The organism is Ensifer sp. ENS10, assembly GCF_014852025.1.
Classification (GTDB): domain Bacteria; phylum Pseudomonadota; class Alphaproteobacteria; order Rhizobiales; family Rhizobiaceae; genus Ensifer.
On sequence record NZ_JACVAS010000006.1, the window covers coordinates 165618 to 187918 of the forward strand.

Consider the following 22301-nt stretch of genomic DNA (forward strand, 5'->3'; position numbering starts at 1 on the left):
AGGCGCTGCTCGCCTCCTCGTGCCCGGACTGGCGCAGGAGCAGAAGGGAACATGGCCCGCGCGTGAGCGAACATGCAGGCGCCGGCTCTCGCTGAGCGCAAGAGCTGCGGGATTGCCGCGAATTTCCAGGATGACGGCACAGAAGCTCGGGACGGAAAGCGCCGCCTCGGCGATCCAGAGCGCGTCCTTCACCGTGCGCGGCAGGCTGAAGACGAGGCCGCGGACATCGAGCCCATAGGCCTTGAGACCCAATCCATAGGGCAGGCCCGCCTCGTTGGAAGCCATCGACTGGCTGATCCAGAGAACCGGAGCTGCCGGCTCGCCTTTTTCCAGGCGCGCCTGCTGGCAGAGCACGCTGAGTGCCGCGGCAAAACCGGCGGCAGCGCCGGCATCGCGCGTCTCGGCATTGCGGATTTCCGTCATGCCTTCGAGCGGTAGGCCGCCTTCGAGAAGCGTGTCCAGATCCGCAACCCCGAGCGCAAGCGCCCGACGGCCAGGCTCATCTTCCTCGCGCTGACGGAAGCCGCCGGGATCGGCCGCCTTGGCGGCGCGCACGACGCCCGGAAGCCGACGGTTTTCGATCCTGGCTATGGTCTCTCGGAGCGAAAGTACCGTCTCCCGCTCCACGGCTTTGTCGGCCATGACGGTCAACTCCCATCATAAATGTTCATGTTATGTTCTATTAGATTCCAGAGCTTCCTAAATGAGTCAACAGCCAATTCTAAGAATTTATTCCTGTCCCCATGCCCGCGGAATTCAACACTCGAAAAACACTGGCAAAATCGCTATATGGAGGGCAACAAGGAGTGCCTATGGCCCGCATTGACCAGACCGATGATTGGCGGGAACGCCACGCACCGACGCTTACCACTTTTGAACAGCTCGCACTGGAAGCCTACGGCCACCTGCCGCAGGAATTCCGCCAGCTGACGACCGACCTCATCATCGAAGTTGCCGACTTCCCGAGCGACGACATTTTCGAGGACATGGCACTGGAAACGCCTTTCGACCTGCTCGGCCTTTTCGAGGGCCGTGGCATCAGCGAGCGCTTCACCATGGAAACCGGCCAGTTTCCAAACCGCATCACCCTCTATCGCCGCCCGATCATCGACTATTGGGCTGAGAACGAGGAGACGCTGGGTGACATCATCACCCATGTCCTGATCCATGAGATCGGCCATCACTTCGGCCTTTCCGACGACGACATGGAGCGGATCGAAGCCAGCGTCGAGCACGTCGGCGGCTAACCCGTTTTATCTGCCCCTCATCCGCCTGCCGGCACCTTCTCCCCGCAAGCGGGGCGAAGGAGACTCGCGGTACCGTTCGCATCCCAATCGGAGCACGGGTTAACCGATACCAGAAAACAGGCCTCACACGCCGATTGCGAGCATCAACCGCGTCCCCTCGCCCCGCCTGCGGGGAGAGGGTTAGGGTGAGGGGCAAACTTGCACGACGGCAAACAGCCTCGACTACTGTTCCGACAGCTTGATATCCGGGGTGTAATCCTTGCCCTCGACCTCCTTGAACACCGCCTGGCCGCACTGCATGTGCTGCGTATCGGCATTGAAGGCATAGGTGGGCGAGCCGTGCAGGCTCCAGCCCTGGTTCAGCGCTGCCGTCACCTTGTGACAGAAGGAAGCGTCGTCGGGACCGGTCAGGAAGCGATAGAGTTTCAAGATCTTGTCTTTCGTTTTTCGATGAGATCCGCCTTGGCGGCGAGCATCACGGCCTGATCGAGGTGCAGCCGCTCGACCATCCGTCCGTTGAGATTGATGACGCCCTTGCCGGCGTTTTCCGAGAGCGCAAAGGCAGCGATGATCGCGCGCGCCTCGTCGACGGCGATCTGCTCGACGCCGAAACGTTCGTTCGCCGGGCCGATCTGGGCCGGGTGGATCAGCATCTTGCCGTCATAGCCCATGTCGCGGCCCTGCCGGCATTCCTCGTCGAATCCATCAGCGTCGCGAAAATCGTTGAACACGGCGTCGATGACGTCGAGCCCGCCGCCGCGCGCCGCCAGCAGGATCTGCATCAGCCAGGGGATCAGATAGGGACGGCCGGGGCGATCCGGAACGCCGGTGTCCTTGCGCAGGTCGTTGAGACCAACGACGAAACAATCGAGCCGGCCGCCGAAGGTGCGGCCGGTCTCGGCGATAAGAGGCGCGTTGATGACACCGCGCGGCGTCTCGATCATCGCCCAGAGACGCAGCGTCTCCGGCGCATCGTTTTCGGCCAGCCAGTCGGCCGCCGCCTGGATATCCGCCGGGCTTTCGACCTTCGGCAGAAGAATGGCGTCGGGCTTCGCCGCAAGCACCGCGGCGAGATCGTCCTGGCCAAAGCCGGAACCGAGCGCATTGATGCGGATGACGATCTCACAATCCGGCCGGTTCGTCGTCAGATGCCGAACCAGCGCCTCGCGTGCTTCCATCTTGCGCTCAGGCGCAACCGCATCCTCGAGATCGAAGATCGCGGCATCGGTCGCGAGTTCAGCGACCTTGGCAAGCGCGCGGGCATTGTCGGCCGGCACCGATAGCACCGAGCGACGCAGGCGCACCGGGTGATGTTCGATCGATTTGCTCATGTTTCAGTTGTGCCCGCCTTTGCCTCGTTCCGCAAGACGAGGCGAACCGCCGCACCCCTTTCGCAAAGCCGCCTCTTGCAAGTGCGGGGAGGAGCCCCCACATCGCCATCAGAAAGGTGACGATTATGCAAAGCATTCGCTCTGTTCTCTTCACGGCCGCAGCCCTGACCATCACGTTTGCGGCCTTCGTTCTGACCGCCTCGCTGGCGCTGGCACTGGCCGGCATCGCCGCCGTCGTCGTGATCGGCAGCGCGATTGCCGCCCGGCTGAACCTCAGGCCGGCCCGCGCCACCGCCCGTCCGGCCGCCGCCGCTGCCGCCCACGGCCAGCGCGAGATGCGCATCTGGAACGACGGTCGCGGCACGATCATCGACCTCTGATCCCGGCGATCGTAGTGATCCGCAATCGGGCCGATCCGTAATCGGCTCGAAGCCTTTTGCTGTTTCTCGAGAGCTGCCATTCAGCCGGCTGCGAAATTTTTCCATCCCCGTGTCGGATCCATCGCTCCATGTCCGTCCTTGAGGCAGGCCAGCACGGTCCTGGCTCTTCGAACAGGATGGAGAACGACATGGACACTGAGACGCAGCAAACCGAAACGAAGCAGCCGGCACCGGTCCTGAACGGGCTTCTGCCCTATCTTCAGGTCGATGGCGCCGCCAAGGCATCCGAATTCTACCAGCGCGCCTTCGGCGCCAAGGAGGTCAACCGGCATCCGCTCGACGAGCAGGGCCGGACGATGCACATCCATCTCTACGTCAACGGCAGCTCGCTGATGCTGGCGGATGCCTATCCGGAATATGGCCATCCGCTGGAAAAGCCGCAGGCCTTTACCTTGACGCTCACCGTCGAGGACATCGATGCCTGGTGGGACCGCGCCGTTGCCGCCGGCGCCGAGGTGGTGATGCCGATCGAGGTGATGTTCTGGGGCGACCGCTACGGCCAGCTCCGCGATCCCTTCGGCGTTCTCTGGGCCATGAACAGCCCGGTGAAGGCAGGCTGAGGCTTCCCGACAATCGAAATCCGGGCGAAGCTTTCACCGGGCGGGCATTTTCACCCGCCCGGCGAAGCGTGTTTGGATAGATTTTCCTTCATTTCGGCGCAAAACTCATCTAAACGCTAGCGCAACATTCTTCTGAAATCGAAGGCCTGAAGTTATGGAAAAATTCGTCAAGCTCACCGGTGTCGCCGCCCCCCTCCCCGTCGTCAACATCGACACGGACATGATCATTCCGAAGGATTACCTGAAGACGATCAAGCGCACCGGCCTAGGCAAGGGTCTTTTCGCCGAAGCCCGCTACAATGAGGATGGCTCGGTCAACCCGGACTTCGTGCTCAACAAACCCGCCTACCAGAACGCCAAGATCCTGGTTGCCGGCGACAACTTCGGCTGCGGCTCCTCGCGCGAGCATGCCCCCTGGGCGCTGCTCGACTTCGGCATCCGCTGCGTGATCTCCACGTCCTTTGCCGACATCTTCTACAACAACTGTTTTAAGAACGGCATTCTGCCGATCGTCGTCAGCCAGGCCGACCTCGACAAGCTGATGGACGACGCTTCGCGCGGCTCCAACGCCATCCTCTCGGTCGACCTGGAATCCCAGGAAATCACCGGCCCGGACGGCGGCTCGGTCAAGTTCGAGGTCGATGCCTTCAAGCGCCACTGCCTGCTGAACGGCCTCGACGATATCGGCCTGACGCTGGAAAAGGCAACCGCGATCGACAGCTTCGAGAAGACGGTCGGCGCCTCGCGCCCCTGGGCTTAAAGCGAGACATGGCGCGCAAGCTCATCTCTTCGGGTTCGCCCTTCGAAAAGACGGCAGGCTATTCGCGTGCCGTCGCGATGGGCGACTGGTGCTTCGTCTCCGGCACGACCGGCTACGACTATGCCACCATGACCATGCCCGAAACGGTGGAAGAGCAGGCGCGCAATTGCCTGAAGACGATCGAGGGCGCACTGAAGGAAGCGGGCTTCTCGCTTAAAGACGTGGTGCGCAATCACTACTACGTCACCGATGCCAGCTTCGCCGACCGGGTGTTCCCGATCTTCGGCGAAGTCTTCGGCGAGATCCGTCCGGCCGCAACCATGATCGTCTGCGATCTGATCCGCCCGGAAATGCTGATCGAGATCGAAGTCACCGCCCTCCGCGGCTGAGACCGAGCTTTTCTGCTAACGCCATCTCTTCTCAAATCGATTCCGATTTTGGCCAATATGCGATAGTCCATGGACACCGCCTGCTAGACCTATGCTGAACCGGAAGACGATTATGCAATTCGAAGGCACCGCAGATTACATCGCCGACAAGGACCTGATGATCGCCGTCAATGCTGCGATCCGGCTGGAGCGGCCGCTGCTCGTCAAGGGTGAACCCGGCACCGGCAAGACCGAGCTTGCCCGCCAGATTGCCGCTGCCCTTGGCCTCGATCTGATCGAATGGAGCGTCAAGTCGACGACCAAGGCGCAGCAGGGCCTTTACGAGTATGATGCCGTGTCGCGCCTGCGCGACAGCCAACTCGGCGACGAGCGCGTCAACGAGGTCAGGAACTATATCCGCAAGGGCAAGCTCTGGCAGGCCTTCGAGGCCGACCGTCGCGTGGTGCTTCTGATCGACGAGATCGACAAGGCCGACATCGAGTTTCCGAACGACCTCTTGCAGGAACTCGACCGCATGGAATTCCATGTCTACGAGACCGGCGAGATGATCGGCGCCCGTCACCGGCCGATCGTCATCATCACCTCCAACAACGAGAAGGAACTGCCGGACGCCTTCCTGCGTCGCTGCTTCTTCCACTATATCCGCTTCCCCGATGCCGAAACGCTCGCGCGCATCGTCGAGGTGCACTATCCCGGCATCCGCAAAACGCTGCTATCTGCGGCCCTTGCCGCCTTCTACGACATCCGCCAGGTGCCGGGCCTCAAGAAGAAGCCGTCCACCTCCGAAGCGCTCGACTGGATCCGCCTGCTTGTCGCCGACGAGGTCGATCCGGCCGACCTCCGCGTCGACGCCAAGACCATGCTGCCGAAGCTGCACGGGGCGCTGTTGAAGAACGAGCAGGACGTGCATCTCTTCGAGCGCCTGGCCTTCATGGCGCGCCGCGACGGATGAGGCCGGACGCCCACAAGGTCCTGATCTACGCCACCTGGCAGGACCACCTGCTGGTCTTCGACGAGCCGGACTTTCCCGAAATCGAGTTGCAGGTACCCGGCGGCACGATGGAGCCGGGCGAAAGCCCTGAAGCTGCCGCCTTGCGGGAATTCGTGGAAGAGACCGGGCTGACGCCATCGCGGGCCCTCACCCATCTCGTCACGAAGGACTACTCCTTCCGGAAGGAAGGCCAGACCATCTGCCATCGCCGGCACTATTTTCATATCGCCCTTGCCGGCGAGCAACAGAAAACCTGGCTGCACCATGAAATGACGCCCTTTGGCGGTGGTGCGCCGATCCGCTTTCGCTTCTTCTGGCTCGGCTTAGACGAGGCTAGCCGTCGGCTCGGATACGGCATGCAGGACGGCCTAGATTATCTTCACACGCACGGAAGTTGCCCCTCACCCTAGCCCTCTCCCCGCAGCCGGGGAGAGGGGACGGAAATGGCGACGGTCGCCGCGAGACAATGATGTCCGGGCTTCTTTCTGGAACGGAAATGATCGGCCCCTGGGAGGCGCGAGCGGGTGCCACAAGCTCCCTTCTCCCCGCCTGCGGGGAGAAGGTCGCGGCAGCGGGATGAGAGGCCGCCCGACCGCCCGAATCGTTTTTCTTGACCCCCGCGCCCCAGTCGCGCTATCAAATTCCTCGTGGTGATTTGGCCGGCCGGCTTGCAGCCACGTTAAACAAGTCGCTAAAGGGCCGAGGAAAGTTGGATTTCCGAGGACCGGTCGCGATCAATCGCCGCCGGTTTTTTTGTATTGATCGAGTGGAAGCCCATGCCCATCAAGATTCCCGATACGCTGCCCGCTTTCGAAACCCTCGTGCATGAGGGTGTGCGGGTGATGACCGAGACCGTGGCGATCCGTCAGGATATCCGCCCGCTCCAGATCGGGCTCCTGAACCTCATGCCGAACAAGATCAAGACCGAGATCCAGATGGCGCGCCTGATCGGCGCCTCGCCGCTGCAGGTGGAATTGTCGCTGGTACGCATCGGCGCCCACCGGGCGAAGAACACCTCGGAAGATCACCTGCTTTCTTTCTACGAGACCTGGGACGAGGTGAAGGGCCGCAAGTTCGACGGCTTCATCATCACCGGCGCGCCGGTCGAGACGCTCGAATACGAGGACGTCACCTATTGGGACGAATTGAAGCGCATCCTCGACTGGACGGAGACCAACGTGCATTCGACGCTCAACGTCTGCTGGGGGGCGATGGCGGCGATCTACCATTTCCACGACGTGCCGAAGTATCCGCTGAACGAGAAGGCCTTCGGCGTCTACCGCCACCAGAACCTCAATCGCTCGTCGGTCTATCTCAACGGCTTCTCCGACGACTTCGCCGTCCCCGTCTCGCGTTGGACCGAGGTCAGGCGTGCCGACATCGACAAGGTGCCCAGCCTCGAAATCCTGATGGAATCGAAGGAGATGGGCGTCTGCCTCGTGCACGAGAAAAAGGGCAACCGGCTCTACATGTTCAACCACGTGGAGTATGATTCGACCTCGCTGTCGGACGAATATTTTCGCGACGTGGACGCAGGCGTGCCGATCAAGATGCCGCACGACTATTTCCCGCACAACGATTCGACCCTGCCGCCGCAGAACCGCTGGCGCAGCCATGCGCACCTCTTCTTCGGCAACTGGATCAACGAGATGTACCAGACGACGCCCTATGATCTCGCAGAGATCGGCACCGGAGAAAGCCAGGACTGACCGATGTTCATCCCCTTCTTCCTCGAACTCAAAGCGGCGAAAGTTCCGGTGACGCTCCGGGAATTCCTGTCGCTGATCGAGGGGATGGAGGCGGGCATCGCCACATTCGATGTCGAAGCCTTCTACTTCCTGGCGCGCACGGCGCTGGTGAAGGACGAGCGCCATATCGACCGCTTCGACCGGGTGTTCCAGCACTGCTTCTCCGGGCTCGAGGCGGTCAATCCCATGGAGACGGGCGAAGAGGCCGTCATCCCCGAGGACTGGCTGCGCAAGCTCGCCGAAAAACACCTGACCGAGGAAGAAAAGCGCCTGATCGAATCCCTCGGGGGCTTCGACAAGCTGATGGAGACCCTGCGCCAACGGCTTCGGGAGCAGCAAGGCCGGCATCAGGGCGGCTCGAAATGGATCGGCACCGCCGGCACCTCCCCCTTCGGCGCCTATGGCTACAATCCCGAAGGGGTCAGGATCGGCCAGGACCAGTCGCGCCACCGCCGCGCCGTCAAGGTCTGGGACCGGCGCGAGTTCAGGGATTATGATGACACGGTCGAACTCGGCACCCGCAACATCAAGGTGGCGCTGAAAAGGCTCAGGCGCTGGGTGCGCCAGGGGGCGGCTGACGAACTCGACCTTTCCGGCACGATCCGTGCCACCGCCGAGCACGGCTATCTCGACGTGGTGACGCGGCCCGAACGCCGCAATGCGGTCAAGCTGCTGATGTTCTTCGATATCGGCGGCTCGATGGACGATCACATCCGCATCGTCGAGGAACTGTTTTCAGCCGCCCGCGGCGAGTTCCGCCATATGGAGCATTTCTACTTCCACAACTGTGTCTATGAGGGTCTGTGGAAGGACAATCGTCGCCGCCGCGTCGACATCACCCGCACCACCGAAGTGCTGCGCACCTATGGCGGCGACTATCGCGCCATCTTCGTCGGCGACGCGTCGATGAGCCCCTATGAGATCAGCCATCCCGGCGGCTCGGTCGAACATTGGAACGACGAGGCAGGCGCACTCTGGCTTTCGCGCATGACAGCGCATTTTCCGCGTTCGATCTGGATCAATCCCGTGCCCGAACAGCACTGGGGCTACACCCAGTCGATCGGCATGGTGAAGAGCCTGTTCGAGGGGCGGATGTTCCCTTTGACGCTCGCCGGCCTGCAGGATGCCACCAAGCAGCTATCGCGCTGACATGACCGCAGAGAGGTCGCTGTAGCACCTTGAATAGCTAGACGTTTTTGCCCTCAGGCCAGAGACGAAGCAAGGCCCCATTTAGTATGATTTTCCGGTTGCCGTGCCTTTGGAAATGACGCAGGTTGCTGCGGTCGCGAAGAGGGAGCCAGCGGTGAACATGCATCAGAACACGGAAATCTTCGGCCATCTGCCGTCCGGCGAGCCGGTCCATCGTATGGTGCTCTCCGGTGGCGGCCTCACCGCCCATGTCTTGACCTGGGGCTCGGTGATCCAGGACCTGCGCCTGGAAGGCCATGAGCCGCCATTGGTGCTCGGTTTCGCCGATCTCGAAAGCTATCTCGCCCATTCGCCCTATCTCGGCGCGACACCGGGGCGCTGCGCCAACCGGATCGCCGACGGGCGCTTCACGCTCGACGGTGAGACCTACCAGCTCGAACTGAACGAGAAGGGTGTCACCCACCTGCACGGCGGCAGCGACAATATCGGCAAGCGCAACTGGACGATCGTCCGCCAGACGCCTGATAGCGTGACGCTCACCATTACCGATCCGGATGGACGCGCCGGCTATCCCGGCAACTGCAAGGTCACTTGCACCTACGCGCTGAAGCCCGGCGGCGTCTTGAGCGTCGTCTACGAGAGCGAGACCGACCGGCCGACGCTCGCCAATGTCTGCCAGCACAGCTACTTCAATCTCGACGGCACTGTCGACGCGCTCGGACACGACATCATGATCGCCGCCGACCACTACCTGCCGACCAACGAACGCCAGGTGCCGACGGGCGAGATCCGTGCGGTCGAGGGCACCGCCTTCGATCTCCGCGAAATGACGTCGATGCGTCGCCAGACCGAAGGTGAACGCATCAGCTACGACCACAATTTCTGCCTTTCGAACGAGCCCATGGCGAAACATTCGGTGGCGCTTGCCCGCAGCATCAATTCCGGCGTCACGCTCGAAGTGCTGACGACCGAGCCTGGTGTGCAGCTCTATACCGGCGCAAAGCTCGACATCCCCGTCCCCGGCCTCGAGGGACGCCGCTACGGCGCATTTGCCGGTTTCTGCCTGGAAACGCAGATCTGGCCGGACGCCATCAACCATGCCGGCTTCCCGAACGCGGTACTGCGCACCGGTGAGATCCGCCGGCAGGAGACGGACTACGTCTTCATGAAGAGCTGAGTGGCGCGCGGGTGTCGACGATCTCTAGCGACAAGGGAAGGGACGGCGAACGTTCCAAAGGACCGTCGTGCTGTCCGATCGCCGACAGGTGTTCGCATGGCGAAGCATCCGGTTGCGAAGCGCAATGCGCCTGACGGCGGATGCCGTTCATTTCCAAAATAACAGTGAAATGAAGTGGTTGGGAGAAATTGGAGCGGGTGAGGCGATTCGAACGCCCGACCCCAACCTTGGCAAGGTTGTGCTCTACCCCTGAGCTACACCCGCTCATAAACCGCGGCCCGGGGGTAGTCGGTGGGCCGTGGCGTCGCTGTCTTGCGGCGACGGGCGGTATATGGCCTAAGCGATTTTGGAATGCAACAGGGAAATGACGAGAAATCGAATATTTTTTTGGAGACCCTTCGCGAAGCCCGGAAATGCCGCGTTTTTGGCCGCTGCCGCCGCCTGTGAGATTGCGCGGCCACCGCCTTCTCCCCTAAAGCAGAGGCGAAACGAATGCCCAAGGGATGAGAATCATGAGTGAATCACAGCCGAAGACCGCCGAAGACCTCTTTCATTTTCTCGACGGACTTGGGATCGAGCATAAAACCAAGAGCCACGAGCCGGTGTTCACCGTCGCCGAATCGGTAGCGCTGCGCGACGAGATCCCCGGCGGCCATACGAAAAACCTTTTCGTGAAGGACAAGAAGGACAACTATTTCCTGCTAACCGTCGAGGAACACGCGACGGTGGACCTGAAGACCGTTCACCAGGTGATCGGCGCGGCAAGCAAGGTGTCCTTCGGCAAGCCGGAGAAGCTGATGGAGTATCTGGGCGTCATCCCAGGTGCCGTGACCGCCTTCGGCGCGATCAACGACACCGAGGGCAACGTCAAGATGATCCTCGACGAGGAGCTGATGAAGTTCGACGTCGTCAACTGCCATCCGCTCTCCAATGACGCGACGACCTCGATCGCATCCAGCGATCTGCTGCGCTTCATGGAAGCGACCGGACACGAACCGCTTGTCTTGAAAGTCACGGCCTGACATACGATCTTTGGCGCGAATGCAGTAAGCTGGCAGACGAGCCGGCGAGGAGAGAAGAATGACGGGCAGCGACAATCCCTATGCAGGGTCTTTCGGCACTCAGATGACGGCTTCGGCCTCTTTCGGTCAGCCGGCGCCGGCGGCCGCGTCGGACGGTGACCTGATCAAGGAAACCACCACTGCCAACTTCACCAAGGACGTGCTCGACGCCTCCAGGCAGCAGCCGGTTCTCGTCGATTTCTGGGCGCCCTGGTGCGGCCCCTGCAAGCAGCTGACCCCCGTCATCGAAAAGGTGGTCACGGAAGCCGCAGGCCGCGTCAAACTCGTGAAGATGAACATCGACGATCATCCCTCGATCGCCGGACAGCTCGGCATCCAGTCGATCCCCGCCGTCATCGCCTTCGTCGGCGGGCGTCCGGTCGATGGCTTCATGGGCGCGGTGCCGGAAAGCCAGATCAAGCAATTCATCGAAAAGATCGCCGGTCCGGCCGTCGACGACAGCAAGGCCGAGATCGAAGCGGTTCTCGCCGATGCCAAGGCGCTGCTCGACGCCGGTGACGCCCAGAACGCCGCCGGCCTCTACGGCGCCGTGCTTCAGGCCGACCCCGAAAACGTCGTGGCGATCGCCGGCATGGTCGATTGCATGATCGCGCTCGGCCAGGTCGCCGAAGCCCGCGAAGCGCTCTCCGGGCTGCCGGAAGACCTTGCCAAGGACGCAGGCATTGCGGCCATCGGCAAGAAGCTCGACCAGATCGAGGAAGCCCGCAAGCTCGGCGATCCCAACGAGTTCGAGCGGCGCCTTGCCGCAAATCCCGATGATCATGAGGCGCGCGTGCTGCTCGCCAAGATCCGCAATGTCGAAGGCGACCGGACGGCTGCGGCCGATCACCTGCTGACGGTCATGAAGCGCGATCGAACTTTCGACGACGACGGCGCGCGGCGCGAGTTGCTCTCCTTCTTCGAGGTCTGGGGACCGAAGGATCCGGCAACGATCGCCGCACGGCGCAAGCTCTCGTCGATCCTGTTCTCCTGAGCCGTCAGGCATTTTTTTCGAGGAGGGGCGCTGTTTGCGCCCCTTTTTCGTAAGTGCGTCTGATCACGATCCACATTCACCCATGAAGATCGGTGTGCTCGTCCCTTGAGATTTTCAAGGAATGCACCATCTTTTGGTCTGGTTGACCACGCTTCCTTGGCGGGGCAAGAGCGGACATCTGCAAGGTCTATCGGAAAATGCACGTCGGAAATGCACGCTATCTCGGTCCGAAGGACTTGCCGGAGATCATTCCGGTGTTTCCGCTGACCGGTGCCCTGCTGCTTCCCGGCGCCCAGCTTCCGCTCAACATCTTCGAACCGCGCTACCTTGCCATGCTCGATGACGCGCTCTCCGGCAACCGCCTGATCGGCATCGTGCAGCCCTCCTTCTGCGAAGGCCGCAGCGAGACTGCCACCGGCCCGATGCAGGCGCTCTGCGAGGTCGGCTGCATCGGCCGCATCACCTCCTTCGCCGAGACCGGCGATGGCCGCTACATCACCTCGCTCACCGGCGTCTGCCGCTACCGGCTGTTTTCGGAAGTTTCAGCGACGCGCGGTTACCGCCGTTTCCGCATCGGCCCCTTTGCCGCCGATCTCGAAAACCGTGACGATGAAACTCTCGTCGACCGGGCAGCTCTGCTTGCCGCCTTCAAGGCCTATCTCGAAGCCAACAAGCTCAAGGCCGATTGGGAAAGCGTCGAACGGGCGAGCAACCGCACCCTGGTCAATTCCATGGCGATGATGTCGCCCTACGGCCCGGCAGAAAAACAGGCGCTGCTCGAAGCGCCCGATCTCAAGACACGCGCGGAAACCCTGATCGCCATCACCGAGATCGTGCTCGCGCGCGACTTCGGCGATATGGACAGCATCCTGCAGTGAGCGACGGATAATGGATATCAACGCCAGCAAGGTCGATCCGAAACTGCTTGAACTGCTCGTCTGCCCGCTGACCAAGGGGCGGCTGAGTTACCACGCCGAAGCCAACGAACTTATCTCGGAAAAGGCCCGCCTCGCCTATCCGATACGCGACGGCGTGCCGATCATGCTGGTCTCGGAAGCCCGCAAGATCGAGGATTGAGGGCGCGGCCGCCACCTCGTTGAGAGGTAGTTGCCCCTCATCCGGCCTGCCGGCCACCTTCTCCCCGCAGGCGGGGAGAAGGAACCTCGTGGCGCACTCGGCGCCAACCTCTTCTCTTCGACATCAAGACAGTGCCACGCATTCGACCGAGTCCCCTCGCCCCGCTTGCGGGGAGAGGGCTAGGGTGAGGGGCAATCCTCAGGTCGATGTTCAGATCGGCTCGCCCGACAAGAGCCGCGGATCCGCCTCGCTGGCAATCCCGGCCGCCTGGCGAATGAAGAAATTCTTGAGAGACGGCAGCCGGTCGACCAGACCGAGGCCGAAGTCGCGGGCGATGCGAACCGGAGTGATATCGTTGGAAAACAGCCGGTTGAGCACGTCGGTCGTCACCCCCATGCGGAAGGTGTCGAACCGCCGCCAGCTCTGGTAGCGCTCGAGCACGGCGAGCGAGCCGATGTCGAGCCCGAGGCGATCCGCCTCGACGATCGTTTCCGCCAACGCCGCCACGTCCTTGAAGCCGAGATTGAGCCCCTGCCCCGAGATCGGATGAATGCCGTGGGCCGCGTCCCCGGCAAGCGCGAAACGTGGTTTGACAAAATCGCGCGCAAGCGTCAGCCCCAGCGGAAAGGCCCGCCGTCCGCCGACCACCTTCAGGTGCCCGAGCTTGTGGCCGAAGCGGCGCTCCAACTCTTCCTCGAACAGGAAATCGTCGCCGGCGACCAGGCGTTCGGCGTCCTCGGTACGCTCGGTCCAGACCAGCGACGAGCGGTTGTTCTTGAGCGGCAGGGTCGCAAACGGACCGGCCGGCAGGAAATGCTCCTCCGCCGTGCCTTCGTGCGGCCGTTCGTGTTCGACCGTCGTGACGATGCCGGACTGGCCGTAGTCGAATTCGACCGTCTTGATGCCGGCAGCATCGCGCAGCTTGGAGCGTACGCCGTCACAGGCGACGAGCAGGCGCGCTTCCAGTTCTTCGCCGTCGGCGAGCGTGATGGCGACCGCATGGTCGCCGCTTTTAAAGGTTTCGACCATCGTCGACTGACGATTGACGACGCCAAGGTCCTCGCACGCCCCGCGCAGCGCGCCGACCATTGCCGTGTTCGGCACCATATGGGCAAAGGGCCGGCCATCGCCGCTGTCGCCATCGAAGGTCAGGAACACAGGGCGCACCGGATCGGCCGCCTTTGAATCGGTAATCACCATGCGGCGGATCGGCTCCGCCTCCGGCACGATCTGATCCCAGACGCCAAGCACGTCGAGCATGCGTTCGGCAGCCGACGCAACCGCCGAGGCGCGCTGGTCCTTCTTCCAGGCGCCTTCCGGCGCGCCGTCGATCACCATGACGCTGAGATGCGGCGCCGCCTTTTTCAGGGAAACGGCGAGCGAAAGGCCGACATAGCCGCCACCGGCAATCAAGACATCGAGCATCGGCTTTCTCCGTCGCACTTGAGCATCGTTTTATGTCTATATAGATCAATGCCATCGACGTTCCTACCATCGGAGACAGCCGAAATGTCGCGCCCTACCGAGACCGCCACACCCATGGATGCGCTGCTCGCCATTCTCGATATCGAGAAGCTGGAGGAAAACCTGTTCCGCGGCTTGAGCCCGCAGGTCGGCTGGCAGCGGGTCTTCGGCGGCCAGGTCATCGGCCAAGCACTGGTGGCGGCCCAGCGCACCGTCGACGCGGACCGCTTCGTCCATTCGCTGCATGCCTATTTCATGCGGCCGGGCGATCCATCCGTGCCGATCATCTACGAGGTAGACCGTATCCGCGACGGTTCGAGCTTCGCCACAAGGCGCGTCGTCGCCATCCAGCACGGCAAGGCGATCTTCTCGATGTCCGCCTCTTTCCAGTACGACGAGGACGGTTTCGACCACCAGATCGAAATGCCGAAACTCGCCATGCCGGAAACCCTGCCGGGCGAACAGGAGCTGAAGGAGAAATTCCTCGTGCATGCGCCGGAAGCGATCCGGCGCTACTGGGAGCGGCCGCGACCGATCGAGATCCGCCCGGCCTCGCTGCACCACTATTTCACCCGTAACGACGGCAAGCCGATCCAGGACGTCTGGGTCAAGGCGGTCGGCACGGTTCCGGACGAGCGCCATATCCAGGCGGCCATCCTTGCCTATCTCTCCGACATGACCCTGCTCGACACCTCGCTCTATGCGCACGGCACCTCGGTCTTCGATCGGAACCTGCAGGTCGCGAGCCTCGATCACGCCATGTGGTTCCACCGCCCCTGCAAGATGGACGACTGGCTGCTCTATACCCAGGACAGTCCGAGTGCACATGGTGCCCGCGGGATGACCAGAGGCAGCCTTTTTACGCGTTCCGGCGTGCTGATCGCCTCCGTCGCCCAGGAAGGGCTGATCCGGAAAAAGGCAACTGAATAGAAAACGGGCAGTTTTTTCAATCTGCCTATTTTTTAATCTTCTAAATTGACGATTTTTTGATGCGCCGCAGCATTGTCGCTGCGGCGTCCGTTTTTCCCATTGTTTTTCATAGACTTAGAACAGACATCCGAATCTGGCACGCCCCTTGAATGTCATTATCCGGTTGCACGGCGCACTGGCGCTCCGCAGCAAGGAGAGATGGCCTCCTCCGGAGGCGAACAAGGATGAAACCAGATGAAAATTGTGATGGCCATTATCAAGCCGTTCAAGCTCGATGAGGTTCGCGAAGCCCTCACTGCTGTCGGCATCCAGGGCCTGACCGTGACCGAAGTCAAAGGCTACGGCCGCCAGAAGGGACACACCGAAATCTACCGCGGCACCGAATATGCCGTCAGCTTCCTGCCGAAACTGAAGATCGAAATCGCCGTTCCCTCGGAGCTCGTCGACATGGCGGTGGAAGCGATCGCCGCAGCCGCCAAGACCGGCCAGATCGGCGACGGCAAGATCTTCGTCTACGCCATTGACCATGCCGTGCGCATCCGCACCGGCGAAACCGATTCAGAAGCGTTGTAAATCACGCCGTTCAGGGAGCACTACTCGATGTCATCTACGAAACTTTCCACCTCTCTTGGACGCCTCGGCGCGCTGACGGCCGCCTTGCTTGCGCCGGTTGTCGCCTTCGCACAGGAAACAGCCCCGGCTGCAACGGAGGCTGTTGCCGCCGTCCCGGTTCCCGACAAGGGCGATACCACCTGGATGCTCTTGTCCACCATTCTCGTGCTCCTCATGACCGTTCCGGGCCTTGCGCTCTTCTACGGCGGCCTGGTGCGCGCCAAGAACATGCTGTCGGTTCTGATGCAGGTACTGATGATCACCGCGATCGTCATGATTATCTGGGTCACCTACGGCTACTCGCTGGCCTTCACTGACGGCGGCTCGCTCAACCCGTTCGTCGGCGGCTTTTCGAAGATGTTCCTTGCCGGCGTTGATACGACAACGCTCGCCGAGAGCTTCTCCAAGGGCGTGTTCATCCCCGAATATGTCTTCGTGGTGTTCCAGATGACCTTCGCCTGCATCACGCCGGCGCTGATCGTCGGCGCCTTTGCCGAGCGCATCCGGTTTTCGGCCGTCGTCCTGTTCGTCATTCTCTGGGTCACTTTCGTCTACTTCCCGATCGCCCACATGGTCTGGTTCTGGGGCGGCCCGAGCGCCTACACGGCTCCGACCGGCCTGATTTTCTCCTTCGGCGCTATCGACTTTGCCGGCGGTACCGTGGTCCACATCAATGCCGGTATTGCCGGCCTCGTCGGCGCCATTCTGCTCGGCAAGCGTACGGGCTTTAAGAGGGAAATCATGGCTCCGCATTCGATGACGCTCACGATGGTCGGCGCATCGCTGCTCTGGGTCGGCTGGTTCGGCTTCAACGCCGGCTCCAACCTTGAAGCCAACGCCTATGCCGGCCTCGCGATGATCAATACATTCCTCGCAACTGCCGCTGCCATCATCTCCTGGGCGGTCGTCGAAACGCTCGTCCGCAGCAAGGCTTCGATGCTTGGTGCGGCCTCCGGTGCCGTCGCCGGTCTCGTCGCGATCACGCCGGCCGCTGGCTTTGCCGGCCCGATGGGCGCGATCGTGCTCGGTCTCATCGTCTCCCCCGTCTGCTACTTCTTCGTCGACGTCGTGAAGAACAAGTTCAACTACGACGACAGCCTTGACGTCTTCGGCGTTCATGGCGTCGGCGGCATCCTCGGCGCGATCGCCACGGGCATTCTTGTCAATCCGGCGCTCGGCGGTGCCGGCATCGTCGACTACTCGACCGCGGATTTCGCGGCGGGCTATCCCGGCGTGGCAACCCAGGTCCTGGCGCAGCTCAAGGGCGTACTCGTCACCGTCGTCTGGTCCGGCATCGGTTCGCTCATCATCTTCAAGATCGTGGACGCGATCGTCGGCCTGCGTGTCTCCGTCGAAGCCGAGCGCGAAGGCCTCGACCTCTCGTCCCACGGCGAAGCCGCCTACCACATCTAAGCGGATTGCAGCGTCGAATCTGGCGCCGCTCATAGTCCCGTCGCGATCCGTCTGATGCGGATCGCCCTTGGCCCGGATCGAAAGGTCCGGGCCTTTTTCATGCCGATCTTCAGGTCAACCACCGCTATTTTAGCGGCAACTACGCATGGTTAATGTCGCATTAACCGTACTCCGCTTAGGTTGATTCCATGGCGCGCAATGCGCCCTAGAGATCGAGACGGGCAGCAGGCAACATGAGCAGAAGCAATCCGGCAACGCTTGACAGCCGTTCCAACCGGTTCGTGCTAACCACCTTCGTTTGGCGACAGATCGCGTCGCTGGCGGGCTTTGCGCTGTTCGGCGCATTGGCGCTGGCCGTCGCGGCGCTATCGACATGGAACGTCGCCGACCCGAGCTTCTCCTACGCCACATCGGAAGCACCGACCAACGTGCTTGGTTATCCGGGTGCGGCCTTTGCCGATATCTTCATGCAGTTCTTCGGCCTTGCCAGCGTCGTCGCCCTTCTGCCGGCTGTCGCCTGGGCGCTCGTGCTGATCAGCGGCAAGCGCTTCGACAAGACCTTCAAGCGCCTTGGCGTCTGGTTCATCGGCTCCGTGCTTGCCGGCGCGGCGCTGAGCTGCGTCCCCGCCCCAATCACTTGGCCGCTGCCCAACGGCCTCGGCGGCGTCTTCGGCGATATGATTCTCCGCTTCCCGGCACTCTTCACCGGCGCCTTCCCGACCGGCACGCTCGCAACCGTACTCGCCTGCATCTTCGCCGCACCGGCCGCCTGGTGCCTGATCTACAGCGCCGGCCTCATCGGTGTCAGCGATGAAGAGGAAGACGAAGAGGTTGTCGAGCCGACGCCGAGCAAGGCGCGCACCGTTCGCGACGAGCTGGACGAGGACGACAGCGAGGGCCCCTTCACCCTGCTGATGGGCTCCTTCGCCCATATGCGCTACACCATGCACGCACGCGTGCGCCGCATTTTCGGCATGAGCGGCACGCGCAGTTCGCCCAAGCGCCAGTATGACGAGCCTTACGATTTCAACAACGACGAGTTCGGCACGCTGAACGAGCCGGTTCGGCCGAAGCCGATGGCCGCCGGTGACCGCATCGAACCCTCGCTCGATCGCTCCGAACGCCGCATCGTCACGCCGCCGCCAATCATGGCCGATGACGAGGACGACGACATGCCCTTCGACATCGACGAGCGTCGCCCTGCGGGCATCCTGCCCGACGACGAAGACGACGATCCGGCAGCCGACTGGGCGCCGCGGGCAGCGCCGCCGAAGCAGGGTCTGCTGAAGTCGGGCTCGCGCGTGGCAACGCCGGCTCCGCGTCCGAAGACCGGTCAGCGGATCGAGCGCGAAGCCCAACGCTCCTTCGTCGAGGACGATGGCGACTTCACGCTGCCTCCGATGCATTTCCTTGCGGAACCGAAGAACGTCGGCCGCGATGCATCGCTCTCACCGGACGCGCTCGAACAGAATGCCCGCATGCTCGAGGGTGTGCTTGAGGACTTCGGCGTCAAGGGCGAGATCATCCACGTCCGCCCCGGCCCGGTCGTAACCCTCTATGAACTGGAACCGGCACCCGGCATCAAGTCGTCCCGCGTCATCGGCCTTGCCGATGACATCGCCCGCTCGATGAGCGCGATCGCTGCCCGCGTCGCCGTCGTTCCCGGCCGCAACGCCATCGGCATCGAACTGCCGAACCAGCGGCGCGAGACCGTCTACCTGCGCGAGCTCATCGGCTCGCGTGACTTCGAGACCTCCAAGGCGCGCCTTGCCATGGCGCTCGGCAAGACGATCGGCGGCGAACCCGTGGTCGCCGATCTCGCCAAGATGCCGCATCTGCTCGTTGCCGGCACCACCGGTTCGGGTAAATCGGTCGCGATCAACACCATGATCCTGTCGCTGCTCTATCGCCTGCGCCCGGATCAGTGCCGCCTGATCATGATCGACCCGAAGATGCTCGAACTATCCGTCTATGACGGCATTCCGCACCTGCTTTCGCCCGTCGTCACTGACCCGAAGAAGGCGGTGGTCGCGCTGAAGTGGACGGTGCGCGAGATGGAAGAGCGCTACAAGAAGATGTCGAAAATCGGCGTGCGCAACATCGACGGCTTCAACAGCCGCGTCGAGCAGGCGCTTGCCAAGGGCGAGCAGATCACCCGCACGGTGCAGACCGGCTTCGACCGCCAGACGGGCGAAGCCATGTACGAGACCGAGGAATTCGATCTCACGCCGCTGCCCTACATTGTCGTCATCATCGACGAAATGGCCGACCTGATGATGGTCGCCGGCAAGGACATCGAAGGCGCGGTGCAGCGTCTCGCCCAGATGGCGCGCGCCGCCGGCATCCATGTCATCATGGCAACGCAGCGCCCCTCGGTCGACGTCATCACCGGCACGATCAAGGCCAACTTCCCGACCCGCATCTCGTTCCAGGTCACCTCGAAAATCGACAGCCGTACGATCCTTGGCGAACAGGGTGCCGAACAGCTGCTCGGCATGGGCGACATGCTCTACATGGCCGGTGGCGGTCGCATCCAGCGCGTCCACGGTCCCTTCGTCTCCGACACCGAGGTCGAAGAGGTCGTCGCCTATCTCAAGACCCAGGGCGTGCCGCAATATCTCGACGCGATCACCGAGGATGACGACGAGGATGGCGAAGGCGGCGGCCCTGCCGGTACCTCCAACCTCGCCGATTCGGACGACCCTTACGACCAGGCGGTCGCCGTCGTCCTGCGTGACGGCAAGGCATCCACATCCTACGTTCAACGGCGCCTCGGGATCGGTTACAATCGTGCCGCCTCGCTGATCGAGCGCATGGAGCAGGAAGGCATCATCGGCCCGGCGAACCACGCCGGAAAACGCGAAATACTGGTTCCGACCGAGGAATAAAGCAATTTCGGCAGGATCTCGGGGCGTTTTTCGTCCGGACTTATGCCGATAGATCAACACGGCAATCCCGCACCGGATTGCGGGGCCGAACTGGTAACGGTCATGTGAGAGCGCGAGCCTTAAAGCTCGAAAGTAGCGCCTTGAAGGCGCCGCACTTGCGCTCCAGATGATCCGTAAATGAAGGAGACTGAGATGACAGAGACCAAGAACGGCGAGCGCAACCACCCGGTAATTTCGCGCCGCCTCTTCGTGTGCGGGCTTGCGGCATTCGCCGGCATCGGCGGCACCGGTCTCGACATCGCTGAGGCCTTCGCCCAGGCGCCGAGGGCCGCCCAGAAGATCGCCGATCACTTCTCCTCGGTAAAGACGATGGCCGGCGAGTTCGTGCAGTTCGGCCCGCGCGGCGAGCAGACCGGCGGCAAGTTCTACATCCGCCGCCCCGGCCGCATCCGCTTCAACTACGAGGCCCCCTCGCCGATGCGTGTCATTGCCGACGGCAAGTCGGTGGTCATCGGCAATATGAAGCTCAAGACCTGGGACATCTATCCGCTGTCGAAGACACCGCTCAATCTGCTGCTCAGCGAGAAGATCGACCTGACCGGCAAGATGGTGCGCGACGTCAAGGAAGAGTCCGACCTCATCACCATCGTGCTTGGCGACCGCTCGATCTTCGGCGATTCGACCATCACCATGATGTTCGACCCGAAGACCTATGATCTGCGCCAGTGGACGATCACCGATGCGCAGAAGAAGGACACATCGGTCATGATCTTCAATGTCCAGACCGGGATGGCGCTGGACGACAAGGTCTTCCAGATCCCCTACGACGAGGTCCGTAACAAGCGGGGCGGCTGAGCGATCCAAACGCTACGAACCTATACGCGCCCACAAGACGCGCGGTTTAGTGCGGCCTTCTTCATGCATTCCTTGTCCCGGCGCGCCGGACCTGCTTAAAGCTCGGGTCAACATCCATCCCGAGCCGGCCTTCCCTTCGCGAGCGTCCGGCCCCAGCCGATCAGGGAATGACGCATGGCCCTTTCCGTCGCCACTTGGAACATCAACTCCGTTCGCCTGCGCATGCCGCTCGTCGAACACCTGCTGAAGACCTGGCAGCCGGACATCCTCTGCCTGCAGGAAACCAAGTGCCCGAATGACCAGTTCCCGTCCAAGCCACTGAAGGCACTCGGCTACAATCATATCGAGATGCACGGCCAGAAGGGCTATCACGGCGTGGCGACGATCTCGCGCCTGCCCCTGCATGAGCTCAGCGACCGCCGCGACTATTGCGGCGTCGGCGATGCCCGCCACCTCTCGGTTGTTTTCGAGGCCGGCGGCAAGAAGATCCGCCTGCACAATTTCTATGTCCCGGCAGGCGGCGACGAGCCGGACCGCAGCATCAACCCGAAATTCGGCCACAAGCTCGATTTCGTCGAAGAGATGAAGCTGCTGCATGCCGAAGCCGAGGCTGGCATTTCCTCGATCCTCGTCGGCGACCTCAACATCGCGCCTCTGGAAGACGACGTCTGGTCGCACAAGCAGCTCCTGAAGATCGTCAGCCACACGCCGATCGAAACCGAAGGGCTGACCACGGTCATGAACGGCGGCGGCTGGGTCGATCTGATGCGCCAGCACACACCGGCGCCGACCAAGCTCTACACCTGGTGGAGTTACCGGGCGAAGGACTGGGAAGCGGCCGACCGCGGCCGCCGGCTCGACCACATCTGGTCCTCCGCGGACCTGGCGCCGGCGCTCAAGAACGTCGACATCCTGCGCGAAGCGCGCGGCTGGGAACGCCCCTCCGACCACGTGCCCGTCATCGCGCATTTCGATATCTAACCGCTTTTCACCAAGCGGCGGCACGCGCCTTGCGCGCTTGACGTTTTCATCAAGAAAAACATGACTAAAAGAATCATATTTTTCTTGATGCCCATTTCCAAACGGACTATCCCTCTTTTCGGGCGGCGGGGACACCGCCTCCGACGGCAGATCAGCCGTCGTTTTCACTAGATCACGATGATTGTGGGTCGTTCGACCCACAATCATAAACGTGATCGATTCTCAGAAATGAGA

23 protein-coding genes, 1 tRNA gene and 1 riboswitch are annotated in these 22301 nt (G+C 62.2%); of the genes, 20 read left to right on the forward strand and 4 right to left on the reverse strand.

What is annotated here, in order from left to right; all coding sequences use genetic code 11:
* Positions 1-812: 812 nt before the first annotated feature.
* Complete coding sequence (locus tag IB265_RS21290) at positions 813-1247, forward strand: metallopeptidase family protein (protein WP_057254954.1); 435 nt, start codon at positions 813-815, stop codon at positions 1245-1247.
* A 222-nt stretch (positions 1248-1469) separates the two neighbouring features.
* On the opposite strand, the gene IB265_RS21295 is transcribed toward IB265_RS21290, so the two are convergent.
* On the reverse strand, positions 1470-1676 hold the full coding sequence (locus IB265_RS21295) for a DUF1737 domain-containing protein (RefSeq protein WP_057254953.1): 207 nt from the start codon (positions 1674-1676) through the stop codon (positions 1470-1472).
* Complete coding sequence (locus IB265_RS21300) at positions 1673-2578, reverse strand: CoA ester lyase (RefSeq protein ID WP_057254952.1); 906 nt, start codon at positions 2576-2578, stop codon at positions 1673-1675. Before IB265_RS21300 ends, IB265_RS21295 begins: the two co-directional genes overlap by 4 nt.
* Positions 2579-2703: 125 nt before the next feature.
* Here IB265_RS21300 and IB265_RS21305 point away from each other — a divergent pair, with 125 nt between their 5' ends.
* From IB265_RS21305 to IB265_RS21345, 9 genes are all read left to right on the forward strand, one after another.
* Positions 2704-2958: a hypothetical protein gene (locus IB265_RS21305; RefSeq protein WP_057254951.1), complete on the forward strand. Its 255-nt coding sequence runs from the start codon at positions 2704-2706 to the stop codon at positions 2956-2958.
* A gap of 188 nt (positions 2959-3146) precedes the next feature.
* A complete protein-coding gene (locus IB265_RS21310) occupies positions 3147-3578 on the forward strand; it encodes a glyoxalase/bleomycin resistance/extradiol dioxygenase family protein (protein ID WP_057254950.1) in 432 nt (143 codons plus the stop codon).
* Between the two features lie 154 nt (positions 3579-3732).
* The gene (gene leuD, locus IB265_RS21315; RefSeq protein WP_057254949.1) at positions 3733-4338 is read left to right on the forward strand and encodes a 3-isopropylmalate dehydratase small subunit; all 606 of its coding nucleotides are present in this window, start codon (positions 3733-3735) and stop codon (positions 4336-4338) included.
* Between the two features lie 8 nt (positions 4339-4346).
* Entirely contained in the window at positions 4347-4727 is a 381-nt protein-coding gene (locus IB265_RS21320) for a RidA family protein (RefSeq protein WP_057254948.1), read from the forward strand.
* A gap of 112 nt (positions 4728-4839) precedes the next feature.
* Positions 4840-5679 carry a MoxR family ATPase gene (locus IB265_RS21325; RefSeq protein WP_057254947.1) on the forward strand — a complete coding sequence of 280 codons (840 nt, stop codon included), beginning with the start codon at positions 4840-4842 and terminating at the stop codon, positions 5677-5679.
* Complete coding sequence (locus IB265_RS21330; RefSeq protein ID WP_057254946.1) at positions 5676-6128, forward strand: NUDIX domain-containing protein; 453 nt, start codon at positions 5676-5678, stop codon at positions 6126-6128. Before IB265_RS21325 ends, IB265_RS21330 begins: the two co-directional genes overlap by 4 nt.
* Before the next feature lie 227 nt (positions 6129-6355).
* A riboswitch (SAM riboswitch) is annotated at positions 6356-6433 on the forward strand.
* A gap of 61 nt (positions 6434-6494) precedes the next feature.
* Positions 6495-7427, forward strand: a complete 933-nt coding sequence (gene metA, locus IB265_RS21335) for a homoserine O-succinyltransferase (protein ID WP_057254945.1) — start codon at positions 6495-6497, stop codon at positions 7425-7427.
* Between the two features lie 3 nt (positions 7428-7430).
* A complete protein-coding gene (locus tag IB265_RS21340) occupies positions 7431-8615 on the forward strand; it encodes a VWA domain-containing protein (protein WP_057254944.1) in 1185 nt (394 codons plus the stop codon).
* 160 nt (positions 8616-8775) lie between these two features.
* Positions 8776-9792 (forward strand): aldose epimerase family protein, encoded by a 1017-nt coding sequence (locus IB265_RS21345; RefSeq protein ID WP_057254943.1) that lies wholly within the window; start codon positions 8776-8778, stop codon positions 9790-9792.
* A 189-nt stretch (positions 9793-9981) separates the two neighbouring features.
* Here the strand turns inward: IB265_RS21345 and IB265_RS21350 are convergent.
* Positions 9982-10056, reverse strand: a tRNA-Gly gene (locus IB265_RS21350).
* A gap of 248 nt (positions 10057-10304) precedes the next feature.
* On the opposite strand from IB265_RS21350, the gene IB265_RS21355 reads away from it, so the two are divergent.
* From IB265_RS21355 to IB265_RS21370, 4 genes are all read left to right on the forward strand, one after another.
* A complete protein-coding gene (locus tag IB265_RS21355; protein ID WP_082616175.1) occupies positions 10305-10814 on the forward strand; it encodes a prolyl-tRNA synthetase associated domain-containing protein in 510 nt (169 codons plus the stop codon).
* A gap of 58 nt (positions 10815-10872) precedes the next feature.
* On the forward strand, positions 10873-11847 hold the full coding sequence (gene trxA / locus IB265_RS21360) for a thioredoxin (protein ID WP_057254941.1): 975 nt from the start codon (positions 10873-10875) through the stop codon (positions 11845-11847).
* Positions 11848-12044: 197 nt separating this feature from the next.
* The gene (locus IB265_RS21365; RefSeq protein WP_057254940.1) at positions 12045-12725 is read left to right on the forward strand and encodes an LON peptidase substrate-binding domain-containing protein; all 681 of its coding nucleotides are present in this window, start codon (positions 12045-12047) and stop codon (positions 12723-12725) included.
* A 10-nt stretch (positions 12726-12735) separates the two neighbouring features.
* A complete protein-coding gene (locus tag IB265_RS21370; RefSeq protein WP_057254939.1) occupies positions 12736-12924 on the forward strand; it encodes a Trm112 family protein in 189 nt (62 codons plus the stop codon).
* A gap of 210 nt (positions 12925-13134) precedes the next feature.
* Here the strand turns inward: IB265_RS21370 and IB265_RS21375 are convergent, their stop codons facing one another.
* Positions 13135-14349 carry a ubiquinone biosynthesis hydroxylase gene (locus IB265_RS21375; RefSeq protein ID WP_057254938.1) on the reverse strand — a complete coding sequence of 405 codons (1215 nt, stop codon included), beginning with the start codon at positions 14347-14349 and terminating at the stop codon, positions 13135-13137.
* Between the two features lie 84 nt (positions 14350-14433).
* Between IB265_RS21375 and tesB the strand changes: the two genes are divergently transcribed.
* The 6 genes from tesB (at position 14434) to IB265_RS21405 (ending at position 22067) form a co-directional block, all read left to right on the forward strand.
* Positions 14434-15318, forward strand: coding sequence for an acyl-CoA thioesterase II (tesB, locus tag IB265_RS21380; protein WP_057254937.1), 885 nt, complete (start codon positions 14434-14436; stop codon positions 15316-15318).
* Between the two features lie 234 nt (positions 15319-15552).
* Positions 15553-15891, forward strand: coding sequence for a P-II family nitrogen regulator (locus IB265_RS21385; RefSeq protein ID WP_057254936.1), 339 nt, complete (start codon positions 15553-15555; stop codon positions 15889-15891).
* Positions 15892-15918: 27 nt separating this feature from the next.
* The gene (locus tag IB265_RS21390) at positions 15919-17343 is read left to right on the forward strand and encodes an ammonium transporter (protein ID WP_057254935.1); all 1425 of its coding nucleotides are present in this window, start codon (positions 15919-15921) and stop codon (positions 17341-17343) included.
* Between the two features lie 233 nt (positions 17344-17576).
* Positions 17577-20231, forward strand: coding sequence for a DNA translocase FtsK (locus IB265_RS21395; protein WP_057254934.1), 2655 nt, complete (start codon positions 17577-17579; stop codon positions 20229-20231).
* A gap of 192 nt (positions 20232-20423) precedes the next feature.
* Positions 20424-21086 (forward strand): outer membrane lipoprotein carrier protein LolA, encoded by a 663-nt coding sequence (locus IB265_RS21400; protein WP_057254933.1) that lies wholly within the window; start codon positions 20424-20426, stop codon positions 21084-21086.
* Positions 21087-21260: 174 nt separating this feature from the next.
* Complete coding sequence (locus tag IB265_RS21405; RefSeq protein ID WP_057254932.1) at positions 21261-22067, forward strand: exodeoxyribonuclease III; 807 nt, start codon at positions 21261-21263, stop codon at positions 22065-22067.
* Positions 22068-22301 lie beyond the last annotated feature (234 nt).